The following is a 24,834-nucleotide window of genomic DNA, read 5'->3' as shown; positions in this document are numbered from 1 at the left end:
AGTGACACCCTCTAGCGCACGAGCCTACGCGTGTTAGGCTACTGCGATGCTTGTTCGCGCTATACTGATAATCGTTGCCGGGCTGATCGGGGCCTCTGCGACCGCACAAACCTCCGATTCCACCACCGCGATCATGCCAAAGCCGGTGTGCTCGGGTCACCTTGGGGAATCTGTTGCGATCAACGCTGCTCCCCTAACAGTCGAGATGCTGGGGGGCAGCTATCGAGCACATCCCGGCTGGCCACATCCCGGTGAGGCACGCGTGGATCAGCTTCGCTATAGCTCGGCGGTGATGCTGCGCTCGGATGACCCACGCTTCACCGACTTTGACCTCTCTCCTGGCCCAGTGCACTCGCGAACATCGGGATGCTGGTTTTCATGGACCAGCATCCAAGGGAAGAGCGGTATTGCAGGCATTTCCAACGCTGGCATCGGGAGGAGCGGTTATGTGGATGGTTTTGTCCCGGCGCGGCCTGCCGTGACCCCCGATATCGTTGGCTACAGTTTCGTCGCAGCCGATGACAACGTTCATAGGGACAGCTACACTTGGATTGGGGTATGGAACGCCGAAGGCTTGGCAGAGCGGTCGCGGGTCGTCGCCTTCGACGGCAAGCGGTTCCTTATCCTTGCAACATTGCCCGTCCGGTTAGGAGCTATTTCCCAACTGCCCGACCTTCATTCTCAAGCCTATCTTTTAACGCTGATCGGTGAAGGCAAGCTTGGTCATAAAGTAGCTTGGATAAGACTAGTCTGGCCCTAACCCATCGATATACGGGTGCCGCTAACGATCCTAAGCCTACCCCCCCCACGTAAACGATCACAGATTTCGCATCAGCCAAGGAATGGCAGGAAACGTAGGCGCTCACCGATGCAAAAAGTTGATGCATTGGCGGGCTCGTTCGGCGGTGGGTCTCCCACAAGGCAGCCGCGAAAGCCGTGAGTCCGCTTTCCTTCCCTTCAAATCCATCTGCCCCACCGTCCGCGTGCCTAGCTTGTAAGGCCCCGCCAACGCGCTAGGGACGGTTGCACATGCGTATGCTTACCCTCGCCATCGTCCCGCTGTTGGCGGCCCTAAGCATCGCGACGCGGCAGCCGGCATCGCAGGCCGCGGCCGCGCCCATCCAGGCGAGCTCTACCCCAAGCACCTCCCCCGCCGACCGCGACCAGGGCGTCGCCCGGCTCGCCGCCGATACCGAGACACGCTGGGTGCCGTTCGACCTGACGCCGGGCAACCAAATCCGGTTCGCGATGCAGATCGACGGGCGCAGCATCACCGCGATCCTCGATACGGGGGTCAGTTATACGTTGCTCGCGGACACCTCCCCCGCGTTGGTCCGGCGCGCGCTGCAGCCCGGCGGGCGGGCGAGTGCGATCGGCGGGTCGGTCGCGCTGCGCTGGATGCCGACGCGGTCGATCACGCTCGGCGGCCTGACGCGCAGCGGCGGCGGTGTCAGTGTCGCCGCCTTCCCCGCGCTCGCGACCGGCAGCGCGACCGCGGTCGACCTGCTGGTCGGACGCGACCTGCTCGCCGCGCACGCGCTCGACATCGATTATGCCGCGCGCCGCTTCCGGCTGATCCCGACCGGGCGGCTGCCGTTCGCGGGCGAGACCGCGCCGCTGACGATCTCGTCCGATCGCCGCGTCTATGAAAGCGCGATCCGCATCGGCACGCACGCGCTGGCGCCGATCGTCGTCGATACCGGCGACGGATCGGCGATCACCGTGACCGCGGCGGGCTGGCGCCGTGCCGCGCCGCCGGGGCTGCCGACCACCACCGCGATCGCCTATGGGCTCGGCGGCTCGGTCGTCAGCGGCCTCGCGATCGCCCCCGAGATCCGGGTCGGTACGCTCGTCGCGCGAGACACCGAGGTGCGGATCGAGCCCGAGGCGGGCTTTTCGCAGTCGATCGGCGCCGCCGGGCGGCTCGGCTCGGGGTTTCTCCAGCATTATCGCGTGCTGCTCGACCCGAGCGCGGCGCGGATGGTCCTGCGCCGCGGTGACGTCGCCGATCCCCGCCCCATCCGGTCGACCAGCGGCCTGCTGATGGGTGTCGAAAGCAACCGGCTGAAGGTCCTGCACGTGATGCGCGGCGGCCCGGCCGAGGCGAGCGGGTGGCAGGTCGGCGACCTGATCTGTTCGATCGACGGCCAGCCCATCCCCCGCGACTATCCAACCAGCCCGCTGGCGGACTGGACCATCCGCCCGCCCGGCAGCGTCGTCCGACTCGGGCTGTGCGACGGGACGACGCGCACGCTGACGCTCAGGACTTTCTACTGATGACATCGTCCACGACTGCATCGTCCGGATCCCGCTGGACCCCCGCGCTGATCCTGCTGATGATCGCGCTGGCGATCCGCGTCTGGGATTTCGGCAATCCGGTGATCGCCGTCGACGAGCAATATTATCTGCTAGTCGGCGACCGTATGCTGCACGGCGCGATCCCCTTTCTCGACATCTGGGATCGCAAGCCGATCGGTCTTTTCCTGCTGTTCGCGGCGATCCGGCTGCTCCCCGGCGACGGGATTCTCGCCTATCAGCTGGTCGCGACCGGCTGCGCCTGGCTGACTGCGGTCCTCGTTCATCACGGCGCGATGCGGATCGGCGCGACGCGGCGTGGTGCGCTGGCGGCAGGAGCGACCTATCTGGCCGGGTTGTCGCTGCTCAGCGGCGGCGGCGGGCAGGCGCCGGTCTTCTACAATCTGCCGATCGCCATCGCCGCGCTGCTGACCTTCCGCCTGCCCGCACTCGCGGCGGCGAACGACCGCCGCGCGATCGTGCGTGGCGGCGCGCTGGCCTGCCTGCTCGCAGGGATCGCGATCCAGATGAAATACACGCCCGCCTTCGAAGGCGCGTTCTTCGGGCTGGCGCATCTCTGGTTCCACCGCCGCACCGGCGCGCCGGTCTCAGCGACGCTGGGTGCGGCGCTGCTGTGGATCGCCGTCGGGCTCGCGCCGTCGCTCGCCGCGCTTGGCTGGTACACCGCGCACGACCTGTTCGCGACCTTCTGGTTCGCCAACGTCACCTCGATCTTCCTGCGCCCCGGCTATCCGCTCGGGCAGGTGGTGATGCGGCTGCTCGGCATCCTCGTCCAGCTGCTCCCGCTGATCGCCGCCGCGGCGATCACCTGGCATCGCCGCGCGCATCTCGGGACCGACCGTGCGGTCGCGCGGCTCGCCTTTGGCTGGCTGATCGCAGCGTCGCTCGGCTTCCTCGCGATCGGTACCTTCTTCGATCATTACGGCCTGCCGCTGGTCGCCCCGCTGGCGATCGCCGCCGCGCCCGCGCTGTCACGCCATGCCAAGCTGCTCGCGATCGCGCTGATCGTCCCCTTCACGATCCTCGCTGTCGAACGCATCGTCCGGCGCGACGACGCCGCCGGCGCCTATGCGCTGGCCCGCATCGTCCAGGCGAACAGCGGCGACGAATGCCCCTATGTGTTCCGCGGCGACACCGTCACCTATCTGCTCGCGCGGACCTGCGTGCCGACGCCCTACGCCTTTCCCAACCTGCTCAGCCTGTCGACCGAACAGGGTGCGACCGGGATCGACGAGGCGGCAGAGGTCCGCCGTATCCTCGCCAACCGTCCGCCGGTGATCGTCACCTCGACGCGCCGCCTGTCGATCTGGAACGTCGGCAGCCTGCGCGCGCTGAAGGCGACGCTCGCGAGCGACTATCGCCTCGTCTTTACCACGCGCCGGCTGAAGGATCGCAGCGCCGTCTATCTGCGCAACGACCGCGTGTTCGTCGCCCCCGATCAGCGGGCCCCGTCGAGTCCGGTGCCCACCGCCGCCGACGGCAGGTAACGCGGCGCGGTCCGCGCCTTGGCCCGCTGTTCATAGGCATAGCCCGCGTTCAGCACGGTGCCGTCGCCGTAGCGTGTCGCGATGAACGACAGCCCGACCGGCAGCCCGCGGACCAGCCCCATCGGCACGGTCAGGTTGGGATAGCCGGCAACCGCAGGCAGTTCGCTCGCGCTCGGCCCGCCATATTGGTCGCCGTACACCGGCTCGCTGAGCCAGGCGGGACCATAGGTCGGCTCGACGAGCACCGTCGCCCGCGCGGTCTTCAGCATCGCGTCGATCCCCTCGGCGCCCGCCAGCCGCAGCGATTTCGCGCGTGCCGCCTTGTAGGCCGGGTCGTCGAGCCCGCGGGTCTTGGCCGCCGCCTCGAACGTCTCCTGCGCAAAGAACGGCATCTCCGCTGCTTCATTGGCGCGGTTGAACGCGATCACCTGATCGAGCGTCCGGGTCCGCACCGTCGCCGGCGTGGTCGCGAGATAGGTGTCGAGATCGGCCTTCAGCTCGGTCTGGAGCACCAGCAGCTCCGCCTCGCCGATCCCGTCGAGCTTGGGCTGCTTGACCTCGACGAGCACCGCGCCCGCGGCCTTGAGAACGCCCAGCGCGACCTCGTACCGCGCCGCGACGTCCGCGGTCATCTCGGGCCGGACGACCCCGATCCGCAACCCCGACAGCGCGCTCGTCGACAAGGCGGCGGCATAGTCGCGCTTGTACGCGCCTGCCCCCGCGGTCGCGGCATCCGCCGGATCCGCCGCGATCATCGCCGAGAACATCGTCGCCACGTCGCGCACGCTGCGCGCCATCGGCCCTGGCGTGTCCTGGCTATGGCTGATCGGCACGACATGCGTGCGGCTGACCAGCCCGATCGTCGGCTTCAGCCCGACCAGCCCGTTGATCGATGACGGGCATACGACCGAACCATCGGTTTCGGTGCCGATCGCGGTCGCAGCAAAGCTCGCCGCGATCGCCGCGCCCGACCCGCTCGACGATCCGCACGCGGTCCGGTCGAGCGCATAGGGATTGCGGACCAGCCCACCGACCGCGCTCCACCCACTCATCGACCGCGTCGACCGGATGTTCGCCCATTCGCTGAGGTTGGTCTTGCCGAGGATCACCGCGCCTGCCGCGCGCAGCTGCGCGACCACCGGCGCGTCGCGGCGCGTCATATTGTCCTTGAGCGCCAGGCTGCCAGCGGTGGTCGGCATCGCGTCGGCGGTCTCGACATTGTCCTTGATCAGCACCGGAACGCCGTGCAGCGGTCCGCGCACCCGCCCCGCCCGACGCTCGGCGTCGAGCGCCTTGGCCTGGGCCAGCGCGTCGGGATTGAGCGCGATCACACTGCGCAGCGTCGGCCCCTTGCGGTCCATCGCCGCGATCCGCGCGAGATACGCCCGGACCAGATCGACACTGCTCGCCGTCCCCGCCGTCATGCTCGCCTGAAGCTGATCGATCGAGCGTTCCTCGACCGCGACGGTCCTGGCCACCGCCGCCATTGGCATGGCGGCGGTGGCGAGCAGGATTCCCGAGATAATATGGCGCATTTTCAGTCCCCTTTAGCATGACGCTATCGGGGATCGGACGGCGCGCCAAGCGCCCTGGCGGGTCAGCCGACGAAGGCGCGCTCGATCACGAACGTACCGGGCTTGGAATTCGCGCCCTCCTCGAAGCCCTGCGCCTCGAGCATCACCGCGAACTCCTTGATCATCTCGGTCGATCCGCACAGCATCGCGCGGTCGGTCTCGGGGTTCAGCTTCTGGTCGCCGCGCACCGGATGGCCGAACAGCGACGCGTCCTCGATCAGCGCACCGATCCGCCGCGTGGTGCGGAACGGCTCGCGCGTGACGGTCGGGATGTAGTGGAACTGCGTAGCTGCCTCCTCGGCGATCAGCGGATCCTCGGCGAGCAAGGCGACCATCTCGTCGTGATAGGCAAGGTCGCTGACGCGGCGCACGCTGTGCACGACGATCACCTGCTCATAGGCCGAATAGACATCGGGATCGCGCATCAGGCTGAGGAACGGCGCGAGGCCTGTGCCGGTCGAGAACATGAACAGCCGCTTGCCCGGGAGCAGCGCGTCGAGCACCAAAGTGCCGGTCGGCTTCTTGCCCAGATACACCTCGTCGCCCGGCTGGATCAGCTGGAGCTTCGAGGTCAGCGGGCCGTCCTCGACCTTGATCGACAGGAATTCGAGCTCTTCCGAATAATGCGGGCTCGCGATCGAATAGGCGCGCATGATCGGCTTTCCGCCCTCCTGCGGAAGGCCGATCATCACGAATTCGCCCGAGCGGAAGCGGAACGTCGACGGGCGCTCGATCGCGAAACTGAACAGATGCTCGTTCCAGTGGCGCACCCACAGAACCTTGGCGTTGAGGAATGCGGGCGTCTCCGGGATGAGCACGGGCGCGCGGGTTTCGAGGGTTTCGGCGGTCATGCGTCTATTCCTTGGCCGCGCGGAGTCGCGCCGGCGGGTCGATGGCTTGCGAAACGGTCGCATTATGGATGCGCGTGCAGTGGGTCAACATTAGCAAAGCTTGGGGCCGCACAATGCAGCGGTATCGGTTTCGCCGCCCCTCCCGTCATCCTGACGAAAGTCAGGACCCAGGGCCGCAAAGGACTGCCCCCGGGATACTGGGTCCTGACTTTCGTCAGGATGACGGATCAGGGCCGACCAGCACGTTGCCGACTCGACGGGTGTTCCCCATATTCCCCCTCGATGGCCATCCAGATCCGCACCAGCCTCGCCGAACCCGAAACCGGCGACACCTTCGTCCCGCACCGCCCGACTGCGCGCCCTGCAAAGGTCGAGGGCGGCAAGCGGTTCAAGCTCGTCAGCGACTATGCGCCTGCGGGCGACCAGCCGACCGCGATCGCCGAACTCGTCTCGGCGATCGGCGAGGGCGAGAAGGATCAGGTGCTGCTCGGCGTCACCGGCTCGGGCAAGACCTTTACAATGGCGAGCGTGATCGAACGCGTGCAGCGGCCGGCGCTGATCCTCGCGCCGAACAAGATCCTCGCAGCACAGCTCTACGGTGAGATGAAGTCGTTCTTTCCCGAGAACGCCGTCGAATATTTCGTCAGCTATTACGATTATTACCAGCCCGAAGCGTATGTCGCGCGGTCGGACACGTATATCGAGAAGGAGTCCTCGACTAACGAGTCGATCGACCGGATGCGGCATTCGGCGACGCGCGCGCTGCTCGAACGCGACGACGTGATCATCGTCGCGTCGGTCTCGTGCCTGTACGGCATCGGCTCGGTCGAGACCTATTCGGCGATGATCTTCGACCTGAAAAAGGGCACGACGGTCGACCAGCGCGAGATCGTGCGCAAGCTCGTCGCGCTGCAGTACAAGCGCAACGACGCGGCGTTCCAGCGCGGCAATTTCCGTGTGAAGGGCGACACGCTCGAGATCTTCCCGTCGCATTACGAAGACAGCGCGTGGCGCATCTCGTTCTTTGGCGACGATATCGAGGAGATCACCGAGTTCGACCCGCTGACCGGCAAGAAGGTAGCGTCGCTCAACTCGGTGCGCGTCTATGCGAACTCGCATTACGTGACCCCCGGCCCGACGCTCAAACAGGCAGGCGAGGCGATCAAGCACGAGCTGGCCGAGCGGCTGAAGGAGCTGGTGCTCGAGGGCAAGCTGCTCGAGGCGCAGCGGCTGGAGCAGCGGACGAACTTCGATCTGGAGATGATCGCGGCGACCGGCAGCTGCGCGGGAATCGAGAATTACTCGCGCTTCCTCACCGGTCGGATGCCGGGTGAGCCGCCGCCCACGCTGTTCGAATATCTGCCCGACAACGCGCTGCTGTTCGTCGATGAGAGCCACGTCACGATCGGCCAGATCAACGGCATGTCGCGCGGCGATCACCGTCGCAAGCTGACGCTGGCCGAATATGGCTTCCGCCTTCCCTCGGCGATCGACAACCGGCCGCTGAGGTTCAACGAATGGGACGCGATGCGCCCGCCAACGACCTATGTCTCGGCGACGCCGGGCAGCTGGGAAATGGAGCAGACCGGCGGCGTGTTCGCCGAACAGGTCATCCGCCCGACCGGGCTGATCGATCCGCCCGTCGAGATCAAGCCGGTCGAGGAGCAGGTGCAGGACCTGATCGTCGAGGTCGGGAAGACGACAGCTCTAGGGTACCGCACGCTCGTCACCACGCTGACGAAGCGGATGGCGGAGGATCTGACCGAATATATGCACGAGGCGGGGATCAAGGTCCGCTACATGCACAGCGACGTCGAGACGCTCGAGCGTATCGAGCTGATCCGCGACCTGCGGCTTGGCGTGTACGACGTGCTGATCGGCATCAACCTGTTGCGCGAGGGGTTGGACATTCCCGAATGCGGGCTGGTCGCGATCCTCGATGCGGACAAGGAGGGCTTTCTGCGGTCCGAGACCTCACTGATCCAGACGATTGGGCGCGCGGCGCGTAACGTCGACGGGCGCGTAATCCTGTACGCCGACCGCGTCACGGGCTCTATGGAGCGCGCGATGAACGAGACGGCTCGGCGCCGCGAGAAGCAGGTCGCGTACAACACCGAACACGGCATCACGCCGACGACGATCCGCCGCAACATCGGCGACATCATCGCGCATGTCGCCAGCCAGGATCAGGTCACGGTCCCGATCGACGAGGACCGCCCGCACATGGTCGGCCACAACCTGCGTGCCTATATCGAGGATCTGGAAAAGCAGATGCGCAAGGCCGCGTCGGATCTGGAGTTCGAGACCGCCGGGCGGCTGCGCGACGAGATCCGGCAGTTGGAGAACGAGGAGCTGGGTCTGCCGGTGGATCAGCAGAAGGCGCCGGTCATGGGCCGCTCGAACGAAGGCAAGCCGGGCACGCGCAAGACACGGTACGGGAAGAGCCAGAAGATGCGGATGGGTGGCTCTCGGTCTCGCTGAGGCCGCTCATTGCTTTGGTCGTGAGGGTTGGGGCCAATAACCCTGGATCCTGACTTTCGTCAGGATGACATGGGAAAGGGACAGCGCATTTAAATCAATCCGTCATCCTGACGAAAGTCAGGATCCAGAGCCATACAAACCGCCCCTTCCCCGCATCAGCGTTACCCGACGACAAGATCCTCGCTGCTCGATCCGTAATAGCTCGCCACCCGGTCGGCATAGGCCTGGTCGAAGACCGGCGCGTTGTTCGACCAGCTCGGGCCTCCCTCAAGCACGCGCTTGTCGATCGTCACCACATACAGGTCACGCACCGCGTCGAACTGAAGCAGCGCGAACGGCAGCGGGTAGAAGCTCTTGCCCATGCCCAGGAACCCGCCAAGGCTCAGCACGGCGTGCGTCGCGCGCCCGGTACCCTTGTGCACCATGAAGGCATAGACCGTCCCCACCGCGTCGCCATCGCGGCTCTCGACCTTCATCGTCCCCGAAATATTGGCCTGCACGAGCAGCTGGGTTGGGGTCTGGGCAACGGTATCGGACATGGATCGTCTCCTGATTTACAGTGTTCCGTCGCTGAACCGGTAGCAGCGTGCGCCGGTTCCCACCCGATCGCCGTCCTCGCGCCTTGAGCGGCCGCCGGGTGTGCCGCATAGCGGGTCATGCGCGCCCACACCCCTATCGCCGCTGGCTGGCCCATCGCCGCCGGCCTCGCCACGCTGACGCTGATCGCCGGTTGCGTCGCGCCGCCGCGCGCCGAACCGCCGCCGCCGCCACCGCGCGTCGAGGCGCCCGCCCCCGCCCCACGCCCCGCCCCGCTCGCGGCGGATTGGCGCGACTGGCCCTATACGCCGGGAAGCTGGACCTATCGCCGCGATCCGCGCGGATCGCTGGCGAGCTTCGGAACGCAGGCGGCGCTGCCCGCGCTGACACTGCAGTGCGATACCGGCACGCGGCAAATCCATCTGTCGCGCACCGCCGCGGCCGCCACGCCGATGACGATCCGCACGTCGAGCGTCACGCGCGCGCTGGCGGTCCAGCCCGGCAGCACGCCCGGCACCGTGACGGCGACGCTGCCGGCCAGCGATCCGCTGCTCGAGGCGATGGGGTTCAGCCGCGGTCGGTTCGTGATCGACCAGCAGGGCCAGCCTGCCCTCGTCATCCCCTCATGGGCGGAGATCGAGCGCGTGACCGAGGATTGTCGCGGGTAAGGGCCGGCATTCGCGCAGCCTGTCGGACAGCCTTTGAGGATTGCGCGAAATCTTCTGCAAAACAAGACTTGTATCAATAGGGCGCCCGGCACACATTGCGGTTGCGGTCAGGCTTGGCCGCGTTTTTTCAACAAGCGAAAGGAGGTGATCCGATGTCTCATGGTTCAGCAGTGAGTTCGGTTCGGTTCGTTCGGGGGACGCGCTACTGATATCCGACGGCATGTGCGGGAGGTATCGCCCTCCAATCAACGCGCATGGCACAGGATGAGGTGGTACGCATGGTCCTCCGGGCTGGAGCTCTCCGGCCGCTGACCATGTTAGGAGGTTGCCGGGTCGTCGTGAGACGCCCCGGCAACCTCTTTTCATTTCTGGGTGGTTTTGGTTGGAGGCTGCTGACGTGGCCCCGCATCTTTAAGAGAACAGCCCTCCCCCAACCCACACCGTCATCCTGACGAAAGTCAGGATCCAGAGCCACGCAGGTTGCCCCTAATTACCCTGGATCCTGACTTTCGTCAGGATGACGGGACGGGCGACGGCTAGCCGCCCTAGCGCACGCGCCGCTTACAAAAACGCCTTGGCCCGGTTGAGCACGAGGCTGCACATCTTCGTCTTCACCTGTCCGCCGAGATTGTCGAGCGACAGCCCCTGACCGTTCGGCGCCTGAAGCTCCCCCGCCTGTCCCGCAGCAAAGCCGGGCGACGTCCGCACGCCCTGCTGCCCGGTCAACCGCTGCAGGATCGACTGCGCGCCTGCCGCCTGGCCCGTCGCGGGGGACTGCGTCCGGGTCTGGGGCGCCGTTTGCCGCCCCGTTAACGCGCCTAGTGCGCCGCCCTGACCGAGCAGGTTGTTTTTGAGGCAATAGCCTAACAGACCTGCCGCATTGCCCGCACCGATCGAACCGATGCCCGACGCGCCACCGCCAAGCAGGCCACCCAATCCGCCACCCAGCCCGCCAAGACTGTCACCCAGGCTACCGAGGCCCCCGCTGGACGTACGGGGCGCGGGCGCGGGTGCCCCGCTCTGGGCAACGGCGCTCGTCGTCATCAATGTTGCGACCGCGATCGCGACGACGGGGTTGGCGGGCTTGAACATACGAAACTCCTCTGGTTCGCAAGCTCAACGGAAGGGCCGCCCTCCCCGTTCCACGTCATCAGGACGAGCAGTCACGCCGGCGCGAGCAACCGCTCCCGTGCGATCTTCTCGCGCCAGACGAGTGGCGCCAGCTGGTGGACGTTCTCTCCCGCCGAATCGACCGCGACGGTCACCGGGAAATCGGCGACCTCGAATTCGTAGATCGCTTCCATGCCGAGATCCTCGAAGCCGACGACCTTCGATCCCTTGATCGCGCGCGCGACCAGATAGGCCGCACCGCCGACCGCCATCAAATAGGCCGACTTGGCCTCGGCGATCGCCTTGGTCGCATCGCCGCCGCGCTCGGCCTTGCCGACCATCGCGAGCAGGCCCTGGTCGAGCATCATGCGCGTGAACTTGTCCATCCGCGTCGCGGTGGTGGGACCGGCTGGCCCGACCACCTCGTCACCGACCGGATCGACGGGTCCGACATAATAGATCACGCGACCGCGGAAATCGACGGGCAGCTCCTCGCCCCTGGCGAGCATGTCGGCGATCCGCTTGTGCGCGGCGTCGCGCCCGGTCAGCATCTTGCCGTTCAGCAGCAGGCGGTCGCCGTGCTTCCAGGTCTGCACGACCTCGGGCGTCAGCGTGTCGAGATCGACGCGGATCGCGGCCTTGTCGGGTGTCCAGTTGACATCGGGCCACTCCTCGAGCTTCGGCGCCTCCAGATACACCGGCCCCGACCCGTCGAGCACGAAATGCGCGTGGCGCGTGGCGGCGCAGTTCGGGATCATCGCGACGGGCTTCGACGCGGCGTGCGTCGGCCAGTCGAAGATCTTGACGTCGAGGATGGTCGAGAGCCCGCCCAGCCCCTGCGCGCCGATGCCGAGCGCGTTGACCTTGTCGTAGATCTCGATCCGCAGCGCCTCGATGTCGTTCCTGGGGCCCCGCTCCTTCAGCTGCGCCATGTCGATCGCGCCCATCAGCGACTGCTTGGCGAGGATCATCGACTTTTCCGCGGTGCCGCCGATGCCGATGCCGAGCATCCCGGGCGGGCACCAGCCGGCGCCCATCTGCGGGATCATCTCGAGCACCCAGTCGACGATCGAGTCGCTCGGGTTCATCATCTTGAACTTCGACTTGTTCTCGCTCCCGCCGCCCTTGGCCGCGACGTCGATCGACACCGTGTTGCCGGGCACCATCTCGACATGCATCACACTCGGCGTGTTGTCCTTGGTGTTGCGGCGCGTGAAGGCGGGATCGGTGAGGATCGAGGCGCGCAGCTTGTTCTCGGGGTTGAGATACGCTTTCCGGACGCCTTCATCAACGACCTCCTGCAGGCTGCGGGTTGAATCGAGACGGCAGTCCTGGCCCCATTTCACAAAGATCGTGACGATGCCGGTATCCTGGCAGATCGGGCGATGGCCCTCCGCGCACATCCGGCTGTTGGTCAGGATCTGCGCGATCGCATCCTTGGCGGCGGGGCTCTTCTCCGCCTCGTACGCGACGCCCAGCGCACGGATGTAATCCATCGGGTGGTAGTAGCTGATGAACTGGAGCGCGTCGGCGACGCTTTCGATCAGGTCGGCTTCGGTGATGACGGTCATGCAGCGCCTTTACGGATACGGGTTTGCAGGCGTCTTAGCGGCGATCGGGTGATTTATGAAGATAGGGTTGGTCGGGGATCGCCGCGCGACCCGCCAAGACGTCCGCGCTTGCACGAGGTCCGACGTGTGAGGTTCTCCAAACAAAAGGGGCTGGAGTGGACACATCACCACTCCAGCCCCTCAGGCTGTGATTACGTGCAGCAGTCTTACATCGGCGGCGTCAGGCCATCCTTGCCGACCGCGACGGACCTCGCCCCCGACGCGCCGGCCGAGGTGATCGCGAACAGTTTCTGGCCCTTAGCAAGCACCGAGCGCTCAGCCGGCTCGAACCGGACGATCGGCGTGCCGACGGGCACGACGACCTGCGCCTTGCCGCCCTTGTACGAGATGCTGAGCTTGGTTTCGCCGGCCTTGCCCGCGCCGCCGGTTACCGTCCCGTTGGTCATCCCGCTCTGCTGGTCGACCGTGCCGTTGGTCATCGCGCTCTGCCCGTCGACGGTGCCGTTGGTCATTGCACTCTGCCCATCGGCCGCGCCGCCGCCAGCGGCCGCGACCACGCCGGGAACGTCCCAGGGATAATGGCCCTCGCCGGTCCCGCGCATCGCCTCGGGGAAGATGACGAGCTCGACCGCGCGCAGTGCGTCGTCGGGACCGGTCGTCGCGGTGCCGATGAAGTCGCCGTCCTTAAGCGTCGACAGCTCGGACTTCACCACCCAGGCGACCTTGGTCTTGGCGTCGAGCGGAACGCTGACCGATTTGCCGTCATAGGTCTGGACGGTCACCGCGTCGGCGCCGACCGCGGTGATCACGCCGCGAACGCGGGTGACGTCGGGCGCTGCGCTCGCCGCCGCGCTGGTATTGACGGTGGCGGTGTTGGCGCCGGTCGATGTCGTGTCGCCACAGCCGCCGAGGACCGCGATCACGCCGCTCAACAGCATCAGTTTTTTGGTCACCATCGCATTGGATCCTTCGAATATCATGGCGCGCGGTGCCATGACGGCATCGGCGAACGGTGTGCGGCCGGCCACAAAGACATGGTCGGTTCGGTTCAACGCCGTAAACGAGCAACCGGGCGCATCCCGCCGACCCGATGCTCGGAGACGCGAGATATCGGCGTGACTGCGGCTATCCTGGCGACAGCGCCATACGTAGAGGGTGACGATGCAGGATCTACGAAACATCGTCATTCTGACGGGTGCAGGAATTTCTGCCGAAAGCGGCATCGCGACGTTCCGCGGCCCGGGCGGCTTGTGGGAAGGACACCGGGTCGAGGACGTCTGCACGCCCGAGGCGCTCGCCGCAGATCCGGAACTGGTACACCGCTTCTACGATCTCCGCCGGGCGGCGCTGGCGACGGTCGAGCCCAATGCCGCGCACCGTGCTCTGGCGCGGCTGGACGAAGCATGGGGCGGCGGATTGCTGATTGTCACGCAGAATGTCGACGACCTGCATGAGCGGGCGGGCGCGACGCGGATGCTGCATATGCACGGCGAATTGCGGTCGGCGCTGTGTGCCGTCTGCGGCGTGCGCGAACCCTGGGCCGGCAGCTTGCCAGAGGGGTCGATATGCGGCGCCTGCGGGTCTGCGGCGCTGCGGCCCGACATCGTGTTCTTCGGCGAGATGCCGTACCAGATGGAGCGGATCGAGGCAGCACTGGCGCAGGCCGATCTGTTCGTGTCGATCGGGACGTCGGGGGCGGTCTATCCGGCGGCCGGCTTCGTGCAGACCGCGGCCTATCACGGCGCCGCTACCTTGGAGCTGAACCTCGACCCCTCGATGGGGAGCGTGTTTTTCGAGGAGACGCGGATCGGCGCGGCCGGGGTGCTGGTGCCGGCCTGGGTCGATGAGGTCCTGGGGCGATAGTCACGGGGCGACGCGCGCGCGCTTGAGCGACCGGACGTAGAACCAGATGCCCGCGCCGATCATCGGCACGCTCAGCGTCTGCCCCATCGTCAGCCCCCACCACAGATGGTCGAGCCCGGCATCGGGCTGGCGGACGAATTCGAGCAGGAACCGCGCGGTGCCGTACAGGATCAGCCCCGCGCAGAGCAGGTGTCCGGGATGAACCCGCGCGTCGGTGCGCCAGAACAGATAGGCCAGCATGATCATGCTGAGTCCGCCCTCGAGCGCGGCTTCGTAGAGCTGGCTCGGGTGGCGGGGTATGCCGTCCTGCGTGCCGGGAAAGATCACCGCCCAGGGAAGCGAGCTTGGCCGGCCCCACAACTCCCCGTTCACGAAATTGGCGATCCGCACCAGCACGAGGCCGAACGGGGTTGCACACGCCACGTAATCGCACACTCGGAGCAGCGACAGCCGGTGGCGCCGCGTGAACAGGACCAGGCTGACGATCACCCCCAGGAACCCGCCATGCAGCGACATGCCGCCCTGCCAGAGCTTCAGCACGTCGAGCGGCGCGCGCCAGATTTCGGGCCGGTAGAACACGCAATAGCCGAGCCGACCACCGATGATGATGCCCAGCGTCAGGTAGAAGACGAGATCGTCGACATGCCCCGCCGTCATCGGCGCACCGGACCGGCGGAGCATCCTCCGCAGATACCACCAGCCCAGCGCGATCATCGCGATATAGCTGAGCGCGTACCATCGAATCTGGAACAGGCCGAAATCCAGCGCCACCGGCGACAGATGCAACTGGTCGTAGCGGATCGCAGACGTCGCATCGATCAGGGTCGGCATCGCGTGGTCCTCGTCCGGGTCAGCCCGTGAGGTCCACGGTAGCATCAATAGATTTCAGGAGGTCGCGGGTTTGGTACAATAGGCGTGGGCGTAACGGAGTGCCGAGCCGAACTCTGTCATCCGCCCGAACGCTACCACCCCGGCGAAGGCCGGGGTCCAGTTGGGAAGGCCTGAGTAACGGAGCGCTGTCCGTCGTGACGACCGTCTCCCAACTGGGCCCCGGCCTTCGCCGGGGTGGCGTGTAGTAATTGTGGTTGTGGTCGCGGGTCAGTCGACCCAGTCTAGCCCGATATCGCGGTACACTTCCCGGTCCTCGTCCCAGCCCGGCTTCACCTTGACGTGCAGGTACAGATGCACCGGCTTGCCCGTGATCGAGGCGAGCTCGATCCGTGAGCGGGCGCCGATTTCCTTGATCCGCACGCCGCCCTTGCCGAGCACGATCGCGCGCTGCGTCGGGCGTTCGACGAGGATCTGCTGGTGGATCTCCAACGACCCGTCCTGGCGCTCGATATACTGCTCGGTTTCGATCGTGCTCGCATAGGGGAGCTCGGCGTGGAGCTGGAGATAGAGCTGTTCGCGCGTGACCTCGGACGCGAGCGCGCGTTCGGTCGAGTCGGAGACCTGGTCTTCGGGATAATGCCACGGGCCTTCGGGCATCGCCTTGGCGAGTTGCGTCTTGAAGTGAGCGAGACCGTCGCCGGTGCCCGCGCTGATGAAGAACGTCTCGGCGAAGGGAAGCAGCGCGTTCAGCTTTTCGGCGTGGATCAGCAGCTTGGTCTTGTCGGCGAGATCGACCTTGTTGAGGATCAGCCAGATCGGCTCAGGTCGGCCGACCAGCGACTCGACGATGGTCGTGACCTTGCCGCCGATCCCGCCCTTGGCGTCGACGACCAGCGCGATGATGTCTGACCCTTCCGCACCACCCCAGGCGGCGGCGACCATCGCGCGGTCGAAGCGGCGCTTGGGCTCAAAGATGCCGGGGGTGTCGACCAGCAGGATCTGCGTGTCGCCTTCGATCGCGACGCCCATCAGCTTGGCGCGCGTGGTCTGCGCCTTGGGGCTGACGATCGCGACCTTCTGGCCGACGAGCGCGTTGACGAGCGTCGACTTGCCTGCGTTCGGCGCGCCGACGATGGCGACTAGGCCGCAATGCTTCGGGTCGGGCGTGGTATTCGTTTCAGTCACATATGCTCTTTTCGAACTGGTGTTGCGGGCACCTGTACAGCGAAAACGGCTGTTCGTCATCGCGTCGCGACAAGGCAGTTTGGTTCACGCGGAGGCGCGGAGATGGTGTGGATGGGGCTCGCGCCGTCTGCGATTATGCGCCGTCGATCAACTCGGAGTCGTTCGGGGCAGGACCGGAGTTCCATTCGCTGCCCCCCTCCGCGACTCCGCGTCTCCGCGCGAACAAAAGCCTTCTTAGCCCAGCTTCTCCAGCAACGCCTTGGCCGCCGCGGTTTCGGCCTCCTGCTTGCTCGAGCCGGTCGCCGTCGCCTCGGCGAGTTTGCCGATCGAGACCAGCATCGTGAATTTGGGGGCGTGGCCGGGGCCGGTACGATCGACGATCGTATATTCGGGCGGCTTGCGGTTATGCGCGGCCGCCCATTCCTGAAGCGCGGACTTGGGGTGCTGCGGCGCCTTGGCACCGGCCTGAACGCGGTCCCCCCAGGCGCCGCGGACGAACGCACGCGCGGCGTCGAGCCCGGCCTCCTGGTACCAGGCGCCGATCAGCGCTTCCATCACGTCGCCCAGCACATTGTCGCTGTCGCTGGCGCCATCGTCGCGCGCCTGCTTGCCGAGCTTCAGATGCGCGCGCACCCCCAGTTCACGCGCCACTTCGGCACAGACCGGGCCCGTGACGAGCGCGTTCAGCCGTTTCGACAGCGACCCCTCGGGATCGGTCGCGAACAGTTCGTACAACCATTCGGCGACGATCAGCCCCAGGACGCGGTCGCCGAGAAATTCCAGCCGCTCGTAATTCGCCTTCGCCTGGCTGCCATGCGTCAGTGCGCGCTCATAGGGTGCCAGATCGCGCGGCCGGCGACCGAACACGCCCGCCAGCCAGTCGCCGAGGTCGCTCAAAAGCCTTCCCCGATCCGCTCCCAGCGCGCGGCGCTGACCCAGGTCCAGGGTTTCAGCCATTCGGCATTGCCGTCGGTCGAGAAGAAGCTGACGACCGCCTTGCCCTCGACATTCTCGAGCGGGACATAGCCCATCCCGCTTGGTGCGGGGAACCGGCTGTCCCCGCTGTCGTCGCGGTTATCGCCCATCACGAAGATATGGCCGGCAGGCACGGTATAGACACCCGTGTCGTCACGATCGGGCAGTTGCGCCTGGTCGAGCACGGAATAGCTGCGGCCGCCGGGCAGCGTCTCGCGGTAGCGCGGATAGCGACAGATCTGGACCCCGTCGGCGACGTCGACGAACGGCGCGCCGCATTTCTCCGCATCGAAATTGGCGGTCAGCGGGATCGTGAAGTCGGCGATCCGCGCCTTGGGGATCGCGGTGCCGTTCAGGTACAGCGTCCCCTGCCGCATCTGCACCGTCTCGCCGGGCAGGCCGATCACGCGCTTGATGACGTCGTGATCGAGCACTTCGGGGGCGCGGAAGACGACGACGTCGCCGCGCGTCGGCGTGCTGCCGAAGATCCGGCCGGGGATCAACGGCACGCCACCCGGCAGCGACCAGCGCGAATAGCCGTAGCTCCACTTCGACACGAACAGATAATCACCGATCAGCAGCCGGGGCAGCATCGATTCGGACGGAATGCTGAACGGCGCGAAGATGAAGCTGCGCAGAATCAGCACAACCACCGCCAGCTTCAGCAGGAAGCGGAACGTCTCTGCGGTTTCGGATCGGGCCGGTTTGGTCTTCGCGTCTTTTGCCATGGCCGCGGGTTTGCTCAACCGGCGCGCGCCGTCAAGCATATGCAGCATCCGCCATGTCCGGAGACCATCCGGACACCCCCGGAGACCCAATCGCCTCCCGGGACGTTATGGTGTTCTTGCTCGCGTCGCCGTATCGGTGCGCACGAATTCCAAATCGGAGACTTTGCATGACCGCCGACTGGTCCAAACTCGAAGCCCTGCCCGCCGCCAAACTCACCGACCTGTTCGCCGCCGACTCTGAGCGGTTGTCCAAGCTGAGCCTCGACGTCGCAGGCATCCACTTCGACTGGTCGAAGACGCACCTGACCACGGACATGGTCAGCGCGTTCGAGGAGATGGCCAAGGCGCAGGACCTGTCGGGCAAGCGCCAGGCGATGTTCGCGGGCGAGATCGTCAACGTCACCGAAGGCCGCGCGGTCGAGCACACCGCCGAGCGCGGCGAAGGCAAGCCCGAGAGCGTCGCGATCGCACAGGCCAGCCATTCGCGGATGCGCACGCTGATCGACGCGATCGAGGCGGATGCGCTCGGCCCCGTGCGCCATATCCTGCACGTCGGCATCGGCGGGTCCGCGCTGGGGCCGCAATTGCTGGTCGACTCGCTCGGGCGCGACGACAAGCGTTATGATGTCGGGATCGTCGCCAATGTCGACGGCGTCGCGCTGGAGGACGTGTTCGAACGCTTCGATCCGGCAGCGACGTTGCTGGTGGTCGCGTCGAAGACGTTCACCACGACCGAAACGCTGATGAACGCCGAAGCGGTGCTTCAGTGGATGAACGAACACAATGTCGAGGACCCTTACGGCCGCGTGATCGCGCTGACCGCGGCGCCCGAAAAGGCGATGGAATGGGGCGTCGACGAGACGCGGATCCTGCCGTTCGCCGAGAGCGTCGGCGGGCGCTACTCGCTCTGGTCGACGATAGGTTTTCCCGCCGCGATCGCGCTCGGCTGGGACCGGTTCGAGGAGCTGCTCGAGGGGGCGGCCGAGATGGATCGCCATTTCCGCCTCGCCGCGCTGCACGAGAATGCGCCGGTGCTCGCGGCGTTCGCCGATCTTTATTACACGCAGATCCGCCATGCCGAGACGCGCGCGACCTTCGCCTATGACGAACGGTTGCGGCTGCTGCCGAGCTATCTCCAGCAGCTGGAGATGGAGTCGAACGGCAAGTCGGTGACCGCGGATGGCCAGCCGCTCGGGCGGCCGTCGGCGGCGATCACCTGGGGTGGCGTCGGCACCGAGGCGCAGCATGCGGTGTTCCAGTTGCTCCACCAGGGCACGCACCTGGTGCCGGTCGAGTTCGTCGCGTCGATCGAGCCGGGCGATACGCTGCCCGAGGAGCATCATAAGGCGCTGTTGCTCAACGCGTTCGCACAGGGTGCGGCGTTGATGGCGGGCAAGCAGGTCGAGGATCCGGCGCGCAGCTATTCGGGTGATCGGCCGTCGTCGACGCTGCTGCTCGACGATCTCGACGCGCGCACGCTCGGGGCGCTGATCGCGTTCTACGAGCACCGCGTGTTCGTGAACGGCGTGCTGCTGGGGATCAACTCGTTCGACCAGTTCGGGGTGGAGCTGGGCAAGGAAATGGCGAAGGCGGCGGAGAAGGGCGGGCAGACGTTCGATCCTTCGACCGACGATCTGATAAAGCGCGCCTTCGGGTGATTTTTGGGGTGGGCGTGCGCTGAGTGCGCCCCACCCCACTCCGCCACCCCGGCAAAGGCCGGGGTCCAGTTGGGCGAACCCCAATTTATCACAGTGAGGCCTTCCCAACTGGGCCCCGGCCTTCGCCGGGGTGGTATTGGGGGGACCGTGCGCGTACCTCGAGCGTTACCGCGCTATGCCCATCCTCCTCGCCGTAGCGCTCGCCGCCTCTCCCACCCTCGCGCAGATGCGATGGGAGCGCCGCGTGTTGATCGTTGCGGCCCCCTCCCCGCAGGACCCGGAACTCGCCGAGCAGCGCCGCATCCTCGACAATTGGGCCACGAAACGCGACGAGCGCGACCTCACCGTCGTCGAAATCGTCGGCGATCAGGTCCGCGGCGCCGGGGACAGCGCCCCCGCGCTGCGCCGCAAGTTCCGCCTTCCCGCCACCTTCACCGCGATCCTCATCGGCAAGGATGGCGGCGAGAAACTGCGCAGCGCACACCCCTTTCCCGCCGCCGTGCTGGAGCGGACGATCGACGCGATGCCGATGCGCAGGGCGGGTCGGCGATAGAGCCAGCCGATCACCCTGATCGCCGCGCCGGCCTTGTCCGCGCATCCCGCCTGCCCCAGATGGCACCCAAAGCCGCAGCGCGGCGGCGCGACGTATAAGGATAGCCCGTGACCGATACCCAATTCGACTATGACCTCTTCGTCATCGGCGCCGGCTCGGGCGGCACGCGTGCATCGCGCGTTGCCGCCGCGCATGGCGCGCGCGTCGCGGTCGCCGAGGAATATCGCGTCGGCGGCACCTGCGTCATCCGCGGCTGCGTGCCGAAGAAGCTGCTGATCTACGGCGCGCATTTCGCCGAGGATCTGAAGGACGCCAAGCGCTTCGGCTGGCAGGTGCCCGACGACTGCGCGTTCAGCTGGCCGACGCTGCGCGACAACGTCATGGAGGAGGTCGACCGGATCAACGGCGCCTACACCCAGACGCTCGAGAACAACCATGTCGACATCATCCACCAGCGCGCGGTCGTCTCGGGCCCCAACGAAGTCACGCTCGCCGACGGCAGCAAGAAGACCGCGGCGAAGATCCTGATCGCGGTCGGCGCGCACCCGCTGGTGCCGGACTGCCCCGGTGCCGAGCACGGCATCACCTCGAACGAGGTGTTCCATCTCGACGATGTGCCGAAGCGCGTGCTGATCGCGGGTGCGGGCTATATCGCCAATGAATTCGCCGGCATCTTCCATCAGTTCGGCGCGCACGTCACGCTGATCAACCGCACCGATGTGATCCTACGCGGCTATGACGAATCGATCCGCGACCGGCTGCTCCAGATCTCGATGAGCAAGGGCATCGACTTTCGCTTCAACGCGGCGTTCCAGGGAATCGACAGGGGCGAGGACGGTTGCCTGACCGTGCATACCAGCGGGCACGAGCCGATCGTCGTCGATCTCGTCCTGTTCGCGACCGGCCGCCTGCCGAACACCAAGGGCCTCGGGCTCGAGACGGCCGGGGTCGAACTCGACGCGGCGGGCGCAGTGGTGGTCGACGAAGACAATCGGTCGAGCTGCGACAGCATCTTCGCGGTCGGCGACGTCACCAACCGCATCCAGCTGACCCCGGTCGCGATCCGCGAGGGACAGGCGTTCGCCGACACCTTCTTCGGCAACAAGCCGACCCGCGTCGACTACGCCAACGTCCCCGCCGCGGTGTTCAGCCACCCGCCAATGGCCGGCGTCGGCATGACCGAATCGCAGGCCAAGCAGGCTCTGGGCTCGGTGAAGGTCTACACGTCGGACTTCCGGCCGATGAAGAACGTGCTGGCAGGGCGCAACGAGCGGTCGCTCTACAAGATGATCTGCGACGGCCAGACCGACCGCGTCGTCGGCATTCACATGATCGGCCCCGACTGTCCCGAGATCCTCCAGTCCGCCGCGGTGGCGGTGAAGGCGGGGCTCAGCAAGGCCGATTTCGACGCGACGTTCGCGCTGCACCCGACGATGGCGGAAGAGCTCGTACTGATGAAGTAGCGCCTAGTCGACGAACAACGCTGTGCGCTTTTCGAGATTGGCGCGGACCTGTTCGATCTGATTGGGCTTGCGCATCACCTGCCCCTGCGCGTCGCTTTCGGCGCGCAGGATCGCCGCCGAGTCCGCATCGGCGGCGAGCGTGTAGAGCGCCTTCGCCCCCCGGATCGCCTGCGGATTCTTCGCGGTGATCGCACGTGCCATCGTCATCGCGGCGGCATGGGGATCGTCGTCGAGCCGCGTAACAAAGCCGTGATGCAGCGCCTCCGCCCCGTCGAACTCGCGCGCGGTGTACGTCAGCTCGCGCAGCACGTCGTCGCGCGCCAGCGTCCGCCACAGCGCGATCCCCGCCATGTCGGGTACCAGCCCCCAATGCGTCTCGCGGATCGCGAACCGCGCCTGTGGGTGGGCGATACGGATGTCGGCGCCCGACATGATCTGGAACCCGCCACCGAACGCGACGCCGTGGACCGCGGCGATCACCGGCATCGGCAACGTCCGCCAGCCCCAGGCGACCTGCTGCACCAGATTGGCATCGCCATACGTCCGGTCGTCGAGCGAAAGCCCCGACCCGCCGCCCGCCATCGACGCCATGTCGAGCCCCGCGCAGAACGCCCGGCCCTCGCCCGACAGCACGACGACGCGCGCCTCGGCCATCCCCGCCAGCCGGTCGATCGCGGCGGCAATCCCCTCGAACATCGCCGGGTCGATCGCGTTCATCTTGTCCGCGCGGTTGAGGCGGACATCGGCGATCCCGTCCGCGACGGCGATGGTGACCCGGTCGTTCATGGCGATCCTCTCTCCTGATCTCGTTGCGCCCGATGCTAGCCCCGCCCCGCATGTGCGGCAATGTTGCGTGGCGGTCGCTGGCGTGTAGAGGTCGGGGCATGGATGGCTTCGACGCAGAGCGGTTTACACGACACGGGTTCGGCGGGCACGGCGCCGCGCTCGGGATGCGCTATCATGCGCATGGCGCGGACTGGGCGGAGCTTGCGCTGCCCTATGACGAAAAGCTGATCGGCGATCCGGCCAGCGGCGTGATCGCGTCGGGGCCGATCATTACGATGATGGACATGGCCGCCAGCATCGCGATCTGGATCCGCCGCGCGGCGTTCGTGCCGCATGCGACGCTCGACCTGCGCGTCGATTATCTGCGCCCGGCGACGCCCGGGAAGACGGTGATCGGGCGCGGCGAATGCTACCGGATCACCCGGTCGATCGCGTTCGTCCGCGGCCAGGCGCATGACGGCGATCCCGCCGATCCGCTTGCGCATGTTGCGGGCACGTTCATGGTGCTCGGGTCATGGTGAGCACGCTGCCACCCTATGCCGCAACGCTGGGCGTCGAGATCGAACGCGACGCGGAGGGTCGGCCGGTGCTGCTGATGCCGTTCGGCGACGACGTGATCGGCCGCCCCGGATTCCTCCACGGCGGCGCGATATCGGGGCTGCTCGAGGTCGCGGCGATCGCCGCGCTCTACCATGCGATCGAGACCGAGGGGCCTGACGACGCCAGCGTGCGGATCAAGCCGGTGACCGTCACTGTCGATTTCATGCGCGGCGGCCGCGACAAGCCGACGCGCGCGGCGGGCGTGGTCACCCGGCTCGGCACGCGCGTTGCCAATGTCGAGGCGACCGCGTGGCAGGACGACCGCGACAAGCCGATCGCGGCCGCGAGGATGAATTACCTGATCGTCCGCGACTGACCCCGCCCCCCGCCCGCGGGCGGGAGGCGGCACAGCCTTACCGCGCCGTCAGCTTGATCAGCCGTCCCTGCGATTCGCCACCGTCCTCCAGCACCCAGATCGCGCCGTCGGGACCCTGTTCCACTTCGCGAATACGCGCGCCCATGTCCCACTGGTCGCCCTTGGCGGCATTGGTGCCGTTCAGGTCGACGCGGACGAGTGATTTCGACGACAGCCCGCCGATGAACGCATCGCCCTTCCACTGCGGGAACATGCTGCCCGAATAGATCATCAGCCCGCCGGGGGAGATCACCGGGTTCCATGACACTTTGGGCGCCGCATAGCCGTCGCCGGGCTTGTGGTCGGGAATGTCGCGCCCGTCATAATGGCTGCCGTTCGACGCGTTGGGCCAGCCGTAATTCTGGCCGGGCGTGATCAGATTGACCTCGTCGCCGCCCTTCGGCCCCATCTCCTGCTCCCAGAGATTGCCCTGCGCGTCGAATGCGATGCCAAGCAGGTTGCGATGGCCATAGCTCCAAATCTCGGGTGCGAAGCCCTTGGCCGCGAGCGGATTGCCTGGCGCGGGCTTGCCGTCGAGCGTCAGGCGCAACACCTTGCCGAGCGTGACCTTGGGATCCTGCGCCGGGGTAAATTTCTGGCGGTCGCCATTGGTGAAGAACAGATCTTTGCCGTCTGGCGAAAACGCGATGCGGCCCGAATAATGGCCATTGCCCTCGACGAACGGCCGCGCACTGAAGATCACCTCGATCTCGCCGAGCCGCTCGCCCCCACCACCGTTAGGCCGCAACCGACCTCGCGCGAGGACTACCCCCTTGCCGCCCGCACCCGCCGAGGAATAGCTGAAATACACGCGCTTGCTCGTCGCGAAGTCGGGCGCGAGGACGACGTCCATCAACCCGCCCTGCCCTGCCGAATCGACCGTGATCGTCGCGACCGTCTGACGCTGCTTCCCATCGGCCGAAACGAGGAGCATTTCACCGGCCTTCTCCGTCACCAGCATCCGCCCGTCGGGCAGCACCGTCATCGCCCAGGGTGACTCGAAATCGGCGACGACCGTTTCGCTGAACGGCTTTTCCCCCGGCGCGGGCTGTGCGGAACAGGCAGCGGCGGCGAGCAAAGTGGCGGATATCAGGCCGGTGGCGGCCAATATGCGACGGATCATGATCTTCTCCCGGAAATCCCTGCGCCAACGCGGCGTGACGAACGAAGGTTGCTCCCGCTTGCGAAGCGTTGCCATCGCGGGTATGGAGATCCTACTTTCTCTACATCGCCAGATGAAGA

The 24,834-nt window shown here is 66.5% G+C and carries 23 protein-coding genes; 11 read left to right on the top strand and 12 right to left on the bottom strand.

The genetic code is table 11. The annotated features are described in order from the left end of the window. Positions 1 to 46: 46 nt before the first annotated feature. The 3 genes from IFS44_RS17085 to IFS44_RS17075 all read left to right on the top strand — a co-directional run bounded on the left by IFS44_RS17085 (position 47) and on the right by IFS44_RS17075 (position 3,803). Positions 47 to 760: a hypothetical protein gene (locus tag IFS44_RS17085; protein ID WP_192099341.1), complete on the top strand. Its 714-nt coding sequence runs from the start codon at positions 47 to 49 to the stop codon at positions 758 to 760. A 269-nt stretch (positions 761 to 1,029) separates the two neighbouring features. Next, a complete protein-coding gene (locus IFS44_RS17080) occupies positions 1,030 to 2,277 on the top strand; it encodes a PDZ domain-containing protein (RefSeq protein ID WP_244650386.1) in 1,248 nt (415 codons plus the stop codon). Next, the gene (locus IFS44_RS17075; RefSeq protein WP_192099340.1) at positions 2,277 to 3,803 is read left to right on the top strand and encodes a hypothetical protein; all 1,527 of its coding nucleotides are present in this window, start codon (positions 2,277 to 2,279) and stop codon (positions 3,801 to 3,803) included. The genes IFS44_RS17080 and IFS44_RS17075 overlap by 1 nt, the downstream gene beginning before the upstream one ends. Here IFS44_RS17075 and IFS44_RS17070 read toward each other — a convergent pair. After that, positions 3,755 to 5,338 (bottom strand): amidase, encoded by a 1,584-nt coding sequence (locus IFS44_RS17070; RefSeq protein WP_192099339.1) that lies wholly within the window; start codon positions 5,336 to 5,338, stop codon positions 3,755 to 3,757. The two genes, IFS44_RS17075 and IFS44_RS17070, sit on opposite strands and share 49 nt — an antisense overlap. 62 nt (positions 5,339 to 5,400) lie before the next feature. Next, complete coding sequence (locus IFS44_RS17065) at positions 5,401 to 6,228, bottom strand: ferredoxin--NADP reductase (protein WP_037530558.1); 828 nt, start codon at positions 6,226 to 6,228, stop codon at positions 5,401 to 5,403. Positions 6,229 to 6,510: 282 nt separating this feature from the next. Between IFS44_RS17065 and uvrB the strand changes: the two genes are divergently transcribed. Further along, on the top strand, positions 6,511 to 8,709 hold the full coding sequence (gene uvrB / locus IFS44_RS17060; protein ID WP_192099338.1) for an excinuclease ABC subunit UvrB: 2,199 nt from the start codon (positions 6,511 to 6,513) through the stop codon (positions 8,707 to 8,709). A gap of 161 nt (positions 8,710 to 8,870) precedes the next feature. Here uvrB and IFS44_RS17055 read toward each other — a convergent pair whose 3' ends face one another. After that, on the bottom strand, positions 8,871 to 9,248 hold the full coding sequence (locus IFS44_RS17055) for a PRC-barrel domain-containing protein (protein WP_031395809.1): 378 nt from the start codon (positions 9,246 to 9,248) through the stop codon (positions 8,871 to 8,873). A gap of 117 nt (positions 9,249 to 9,365) precedes the next feature. Between IFS44_RS17055 and IFS44_RS17050 the strand changes: the two genes are divergently transcribed. Then, positions 9,366 to 9,914 (top strand): hypothetical protein, encoded by a 549-nt coding sequence (locus IFS44_RS17050; RefSeq protein WP_192099337.1) that lies wholly within the window; start codon positions 9,366 to 9,368, stop codon positions 9,912 to 9,914. 561 nt (positions 9,915 to 10,475) lie between these two features. Here IFS44_RS17050 and IFS44_RS17045 read toward each other — a convergent pair. From IFS44_RS17045 to IFS44_RS17035, 3 genes are all read right to left on the bottom strand, one after another. Next, entirely contained in the window at positions 10,476 to 11,006 is a 531-nt protein-coding gene (locus tag IFS44_RS17045) for a DUF2501 domain-containing protein (RefSeq protein WP_192099336.1), read from the bottom strand. A 71-nt stretch (positions 11,007 to 11,077) separates the two neighbouring features. Further along, positions 11,078 to 12,595 carry a fumarate hydratase gene (locus IFS44_RS17040; protein ID WP_192099335.1) on the bottom strand — a complete coding sequence of 506 codons (1,518 nt, stop codon included), beginning with the start codon at positions 12,593 to 12,595 and terminating at the stop codon, positions 11,078 to 11,080. 206 nt (positions 12,596 to 12,801) lie between these two features. Next, positions 12,802 to 13,551: a hypothetical protein gene (locus tag IFS44_RS17035; RefSeq protein ID WP_192099334.1), complete on the bottom strand. Its 750-nt coding sequence runs from the start codon at positions 13,549 to 13,551 to the stop codon at positions 12,802 to 12,804. Positions 13,552 to 13,756: 205 nt separating this feature from the next. Here IFS44_RS17035 and IFS44_RS17030 point away from each other — a divergent pair, with 205 nt between their 5' ends. Further along, positions 13,757 to 14,458 carry an NAD-dependent deacylase gene (locus IFS44_RS17030; RefSeq protein WP_192099333.1) on the top strand — a complete coding sequence of 234 codons (702 nt, stop codon included), beginning with the start codon at positions 13,757 to 13,759 and terminating at the stop codon, positions 14,456 to 14,458. On the opposite strand, the gene lgt is transcribed toward IFS44_RS17030, so the two are convergent. From lgt to lepB, 4 genes are all read right to left on the bottom strand, one after another. After that, entirely contained in the window at positions 14,459 to 15,289 is an 831-nt protein-coding gene (gene lgt / locus IFS44_RS17025; protein ID WP_192099332.1) for a prolipoprotein diacylglyceryl transferase, read from the bottom strand. Between the two features lie 267 nt (positions 15,290 to 15,556). Then, positions 15,557 to 16,474: a GTPase Era gene (gene era, locus IFS44_RS17020; protein ID WP_333950987.1), complete on the bottom strand. Its 918-nt coding sequence runs from the start codon at positions 16,472 to 16,474 to the stop codon at positions 15,557 to 15,559. A 234-nt stretch (positions 16,475 to 16,708) separates the two neighbouring features. Continuing rightward, positions 16,709 to 17,371, bottom strand: a complete 663-nt coding sequence (rnc, locus tag IFS44_RS17015) for a ribonuclease III (RefSeq protein WP_416365465.1) — start codon at positions 17,369 to 17,371, stop codon at positions 16,709 to 16,711. Next, positions 17,368 to 18,177, bottom strand: coding sequence for a signal peptidase I (lepB, locus tag IFS44_RS17010; RefSeq protein WP_031395171.1), 810 nt, complete (start codon positions 18,175 to 18,177; stop codon positions 17,368 to 17,370). The genes rnc and lepB overlap by 4 nt, the downstream gene beginning before the upstream one ends. A gap of 167 nt (positions 18,178 to 18,344) precedes the next feature. Here lepB and pgi point away from each other — a divergent pair, with 167 nt between their 5' ends. The 3 genes from pgi (at position 18,345) to gorA (ending at position 21,851) form a co-directional block, all read left to right on the top strand. Then, a complete protein-coding gene (pgi, locus tag IFS44_RS17005) occupies positions 18,345 to 19,835 on the top strand; it encodes a glucose-6-phosphate isomerase (protein WP_192099329.1) in 1,491 nt (496 codons plus the stop codon). 175 nt (positions 19,836 to 20,010) lie between these two features. Further along, the gene (locus IFS44_RS17000; RefSeq protein ID WP_192099328.1) at positions 20,011 to 20,388 is read left to right on the top strand and encodes a DUF4174 domain-containing protein; all 378 of its coding nucleotides are present in this window, start codon (positions 20,011 to 20,013) and stop codon (positions 20,386 to 20,388) included. Between the two features lie 107 nt (positions 20,389 to 20,495). Then, the gene (gene gorA, locus IFS44_RS16995) at positions 20,496 to 21,851 is read left to right on the top strand and encodes a glutathione-disulfide reductase (RefSeq protein ID WP_192099327.1); all 1,356 of its coding nucleotides are present in this window, start codon (positions 20,496 to 20,498) and stop codon (positions 21,849 to 21,851) included. 3 nt (positions 21,852 to 21,854) lie between these two features. Here the strand turns inward: gorA and IFS44_RS16990 are convergent, their stop codons facing one another. Beyond that, positions 21,855 to 22,637: a crotonase/enoyl-CoA hydratase family protein gene (locus IFS44_RS16990; RefSeq protein WP_192099326.1), complete on the bottom strand. Its 783-nt coding sequence runs from the start codon at positions 22,635 to 22,637 to the stop codon at positions 21,855 to 21,857. Positions 22,638 to 22,735: 98 nt separating this feature from the next. On the opposite strand from IFS44_RS16990, the gene IFS44_RS16985 reads away from it, so the two are divergent. After that, complete coding sequence (locus IFS44_RS16985) at positions 22,736 to 23,158, top strand: PaaI family thioesterase (RefSeq protein ID WP_031440034.1); 423 nt, start codon at positions 22,736 to 22,738, stop codon at positions 23,156 to 23,158. Then, complete coding sequence (locus IFS44_RS16980) at positions 23,152 to 23,553, top strand: PaaI family thioesterase (protein WP_056405287.1); 402 nt, start codon at positions 23,152 to 23,154, stop codon at positions 23,551 to 23,553. Before IFS44_RS16985 ends, IFS44_RS16980 begins: the two co-directional genes overlap by 7 nt. A 37-nt stretch (positions 23,554 to 23,590) precedes the next feature. Here IFS44_RS16980 and IFS44_RS16975 read toward each other — a convergent pair whose 3' ends face one another. After that, positions 23,591 to 24,715, bottom strand: coding sequence for a PQQ-dependent sugar dehydrogenase (locus tag IFS44_RS16975; RefSeq protein ID WP_192099325.1), 1,125 nt, complete (start codon positions 24,713 to 24,715; stop codon positions 23,591 to 23,593). Between the last annotated feature and the right edge of the window lie 119 nt (positions 24,716 to 24,834).

Origin of the sequence: Sphingomonas sp. CFBP 13706 (assembly GCF_014842355.1) — a bacterium.
Lineage (GTDB): Bacteria > Pseudomonadota > Alphaproteobacteria > Sphingomonadales > Sphingomonadaceae > Sphingomonas > Sphingomonas aerolata.
Note: the sequence above shows the minus strand (reverse complement) of the source record. Positions and strands in the feature narration are given on the sequence as shown.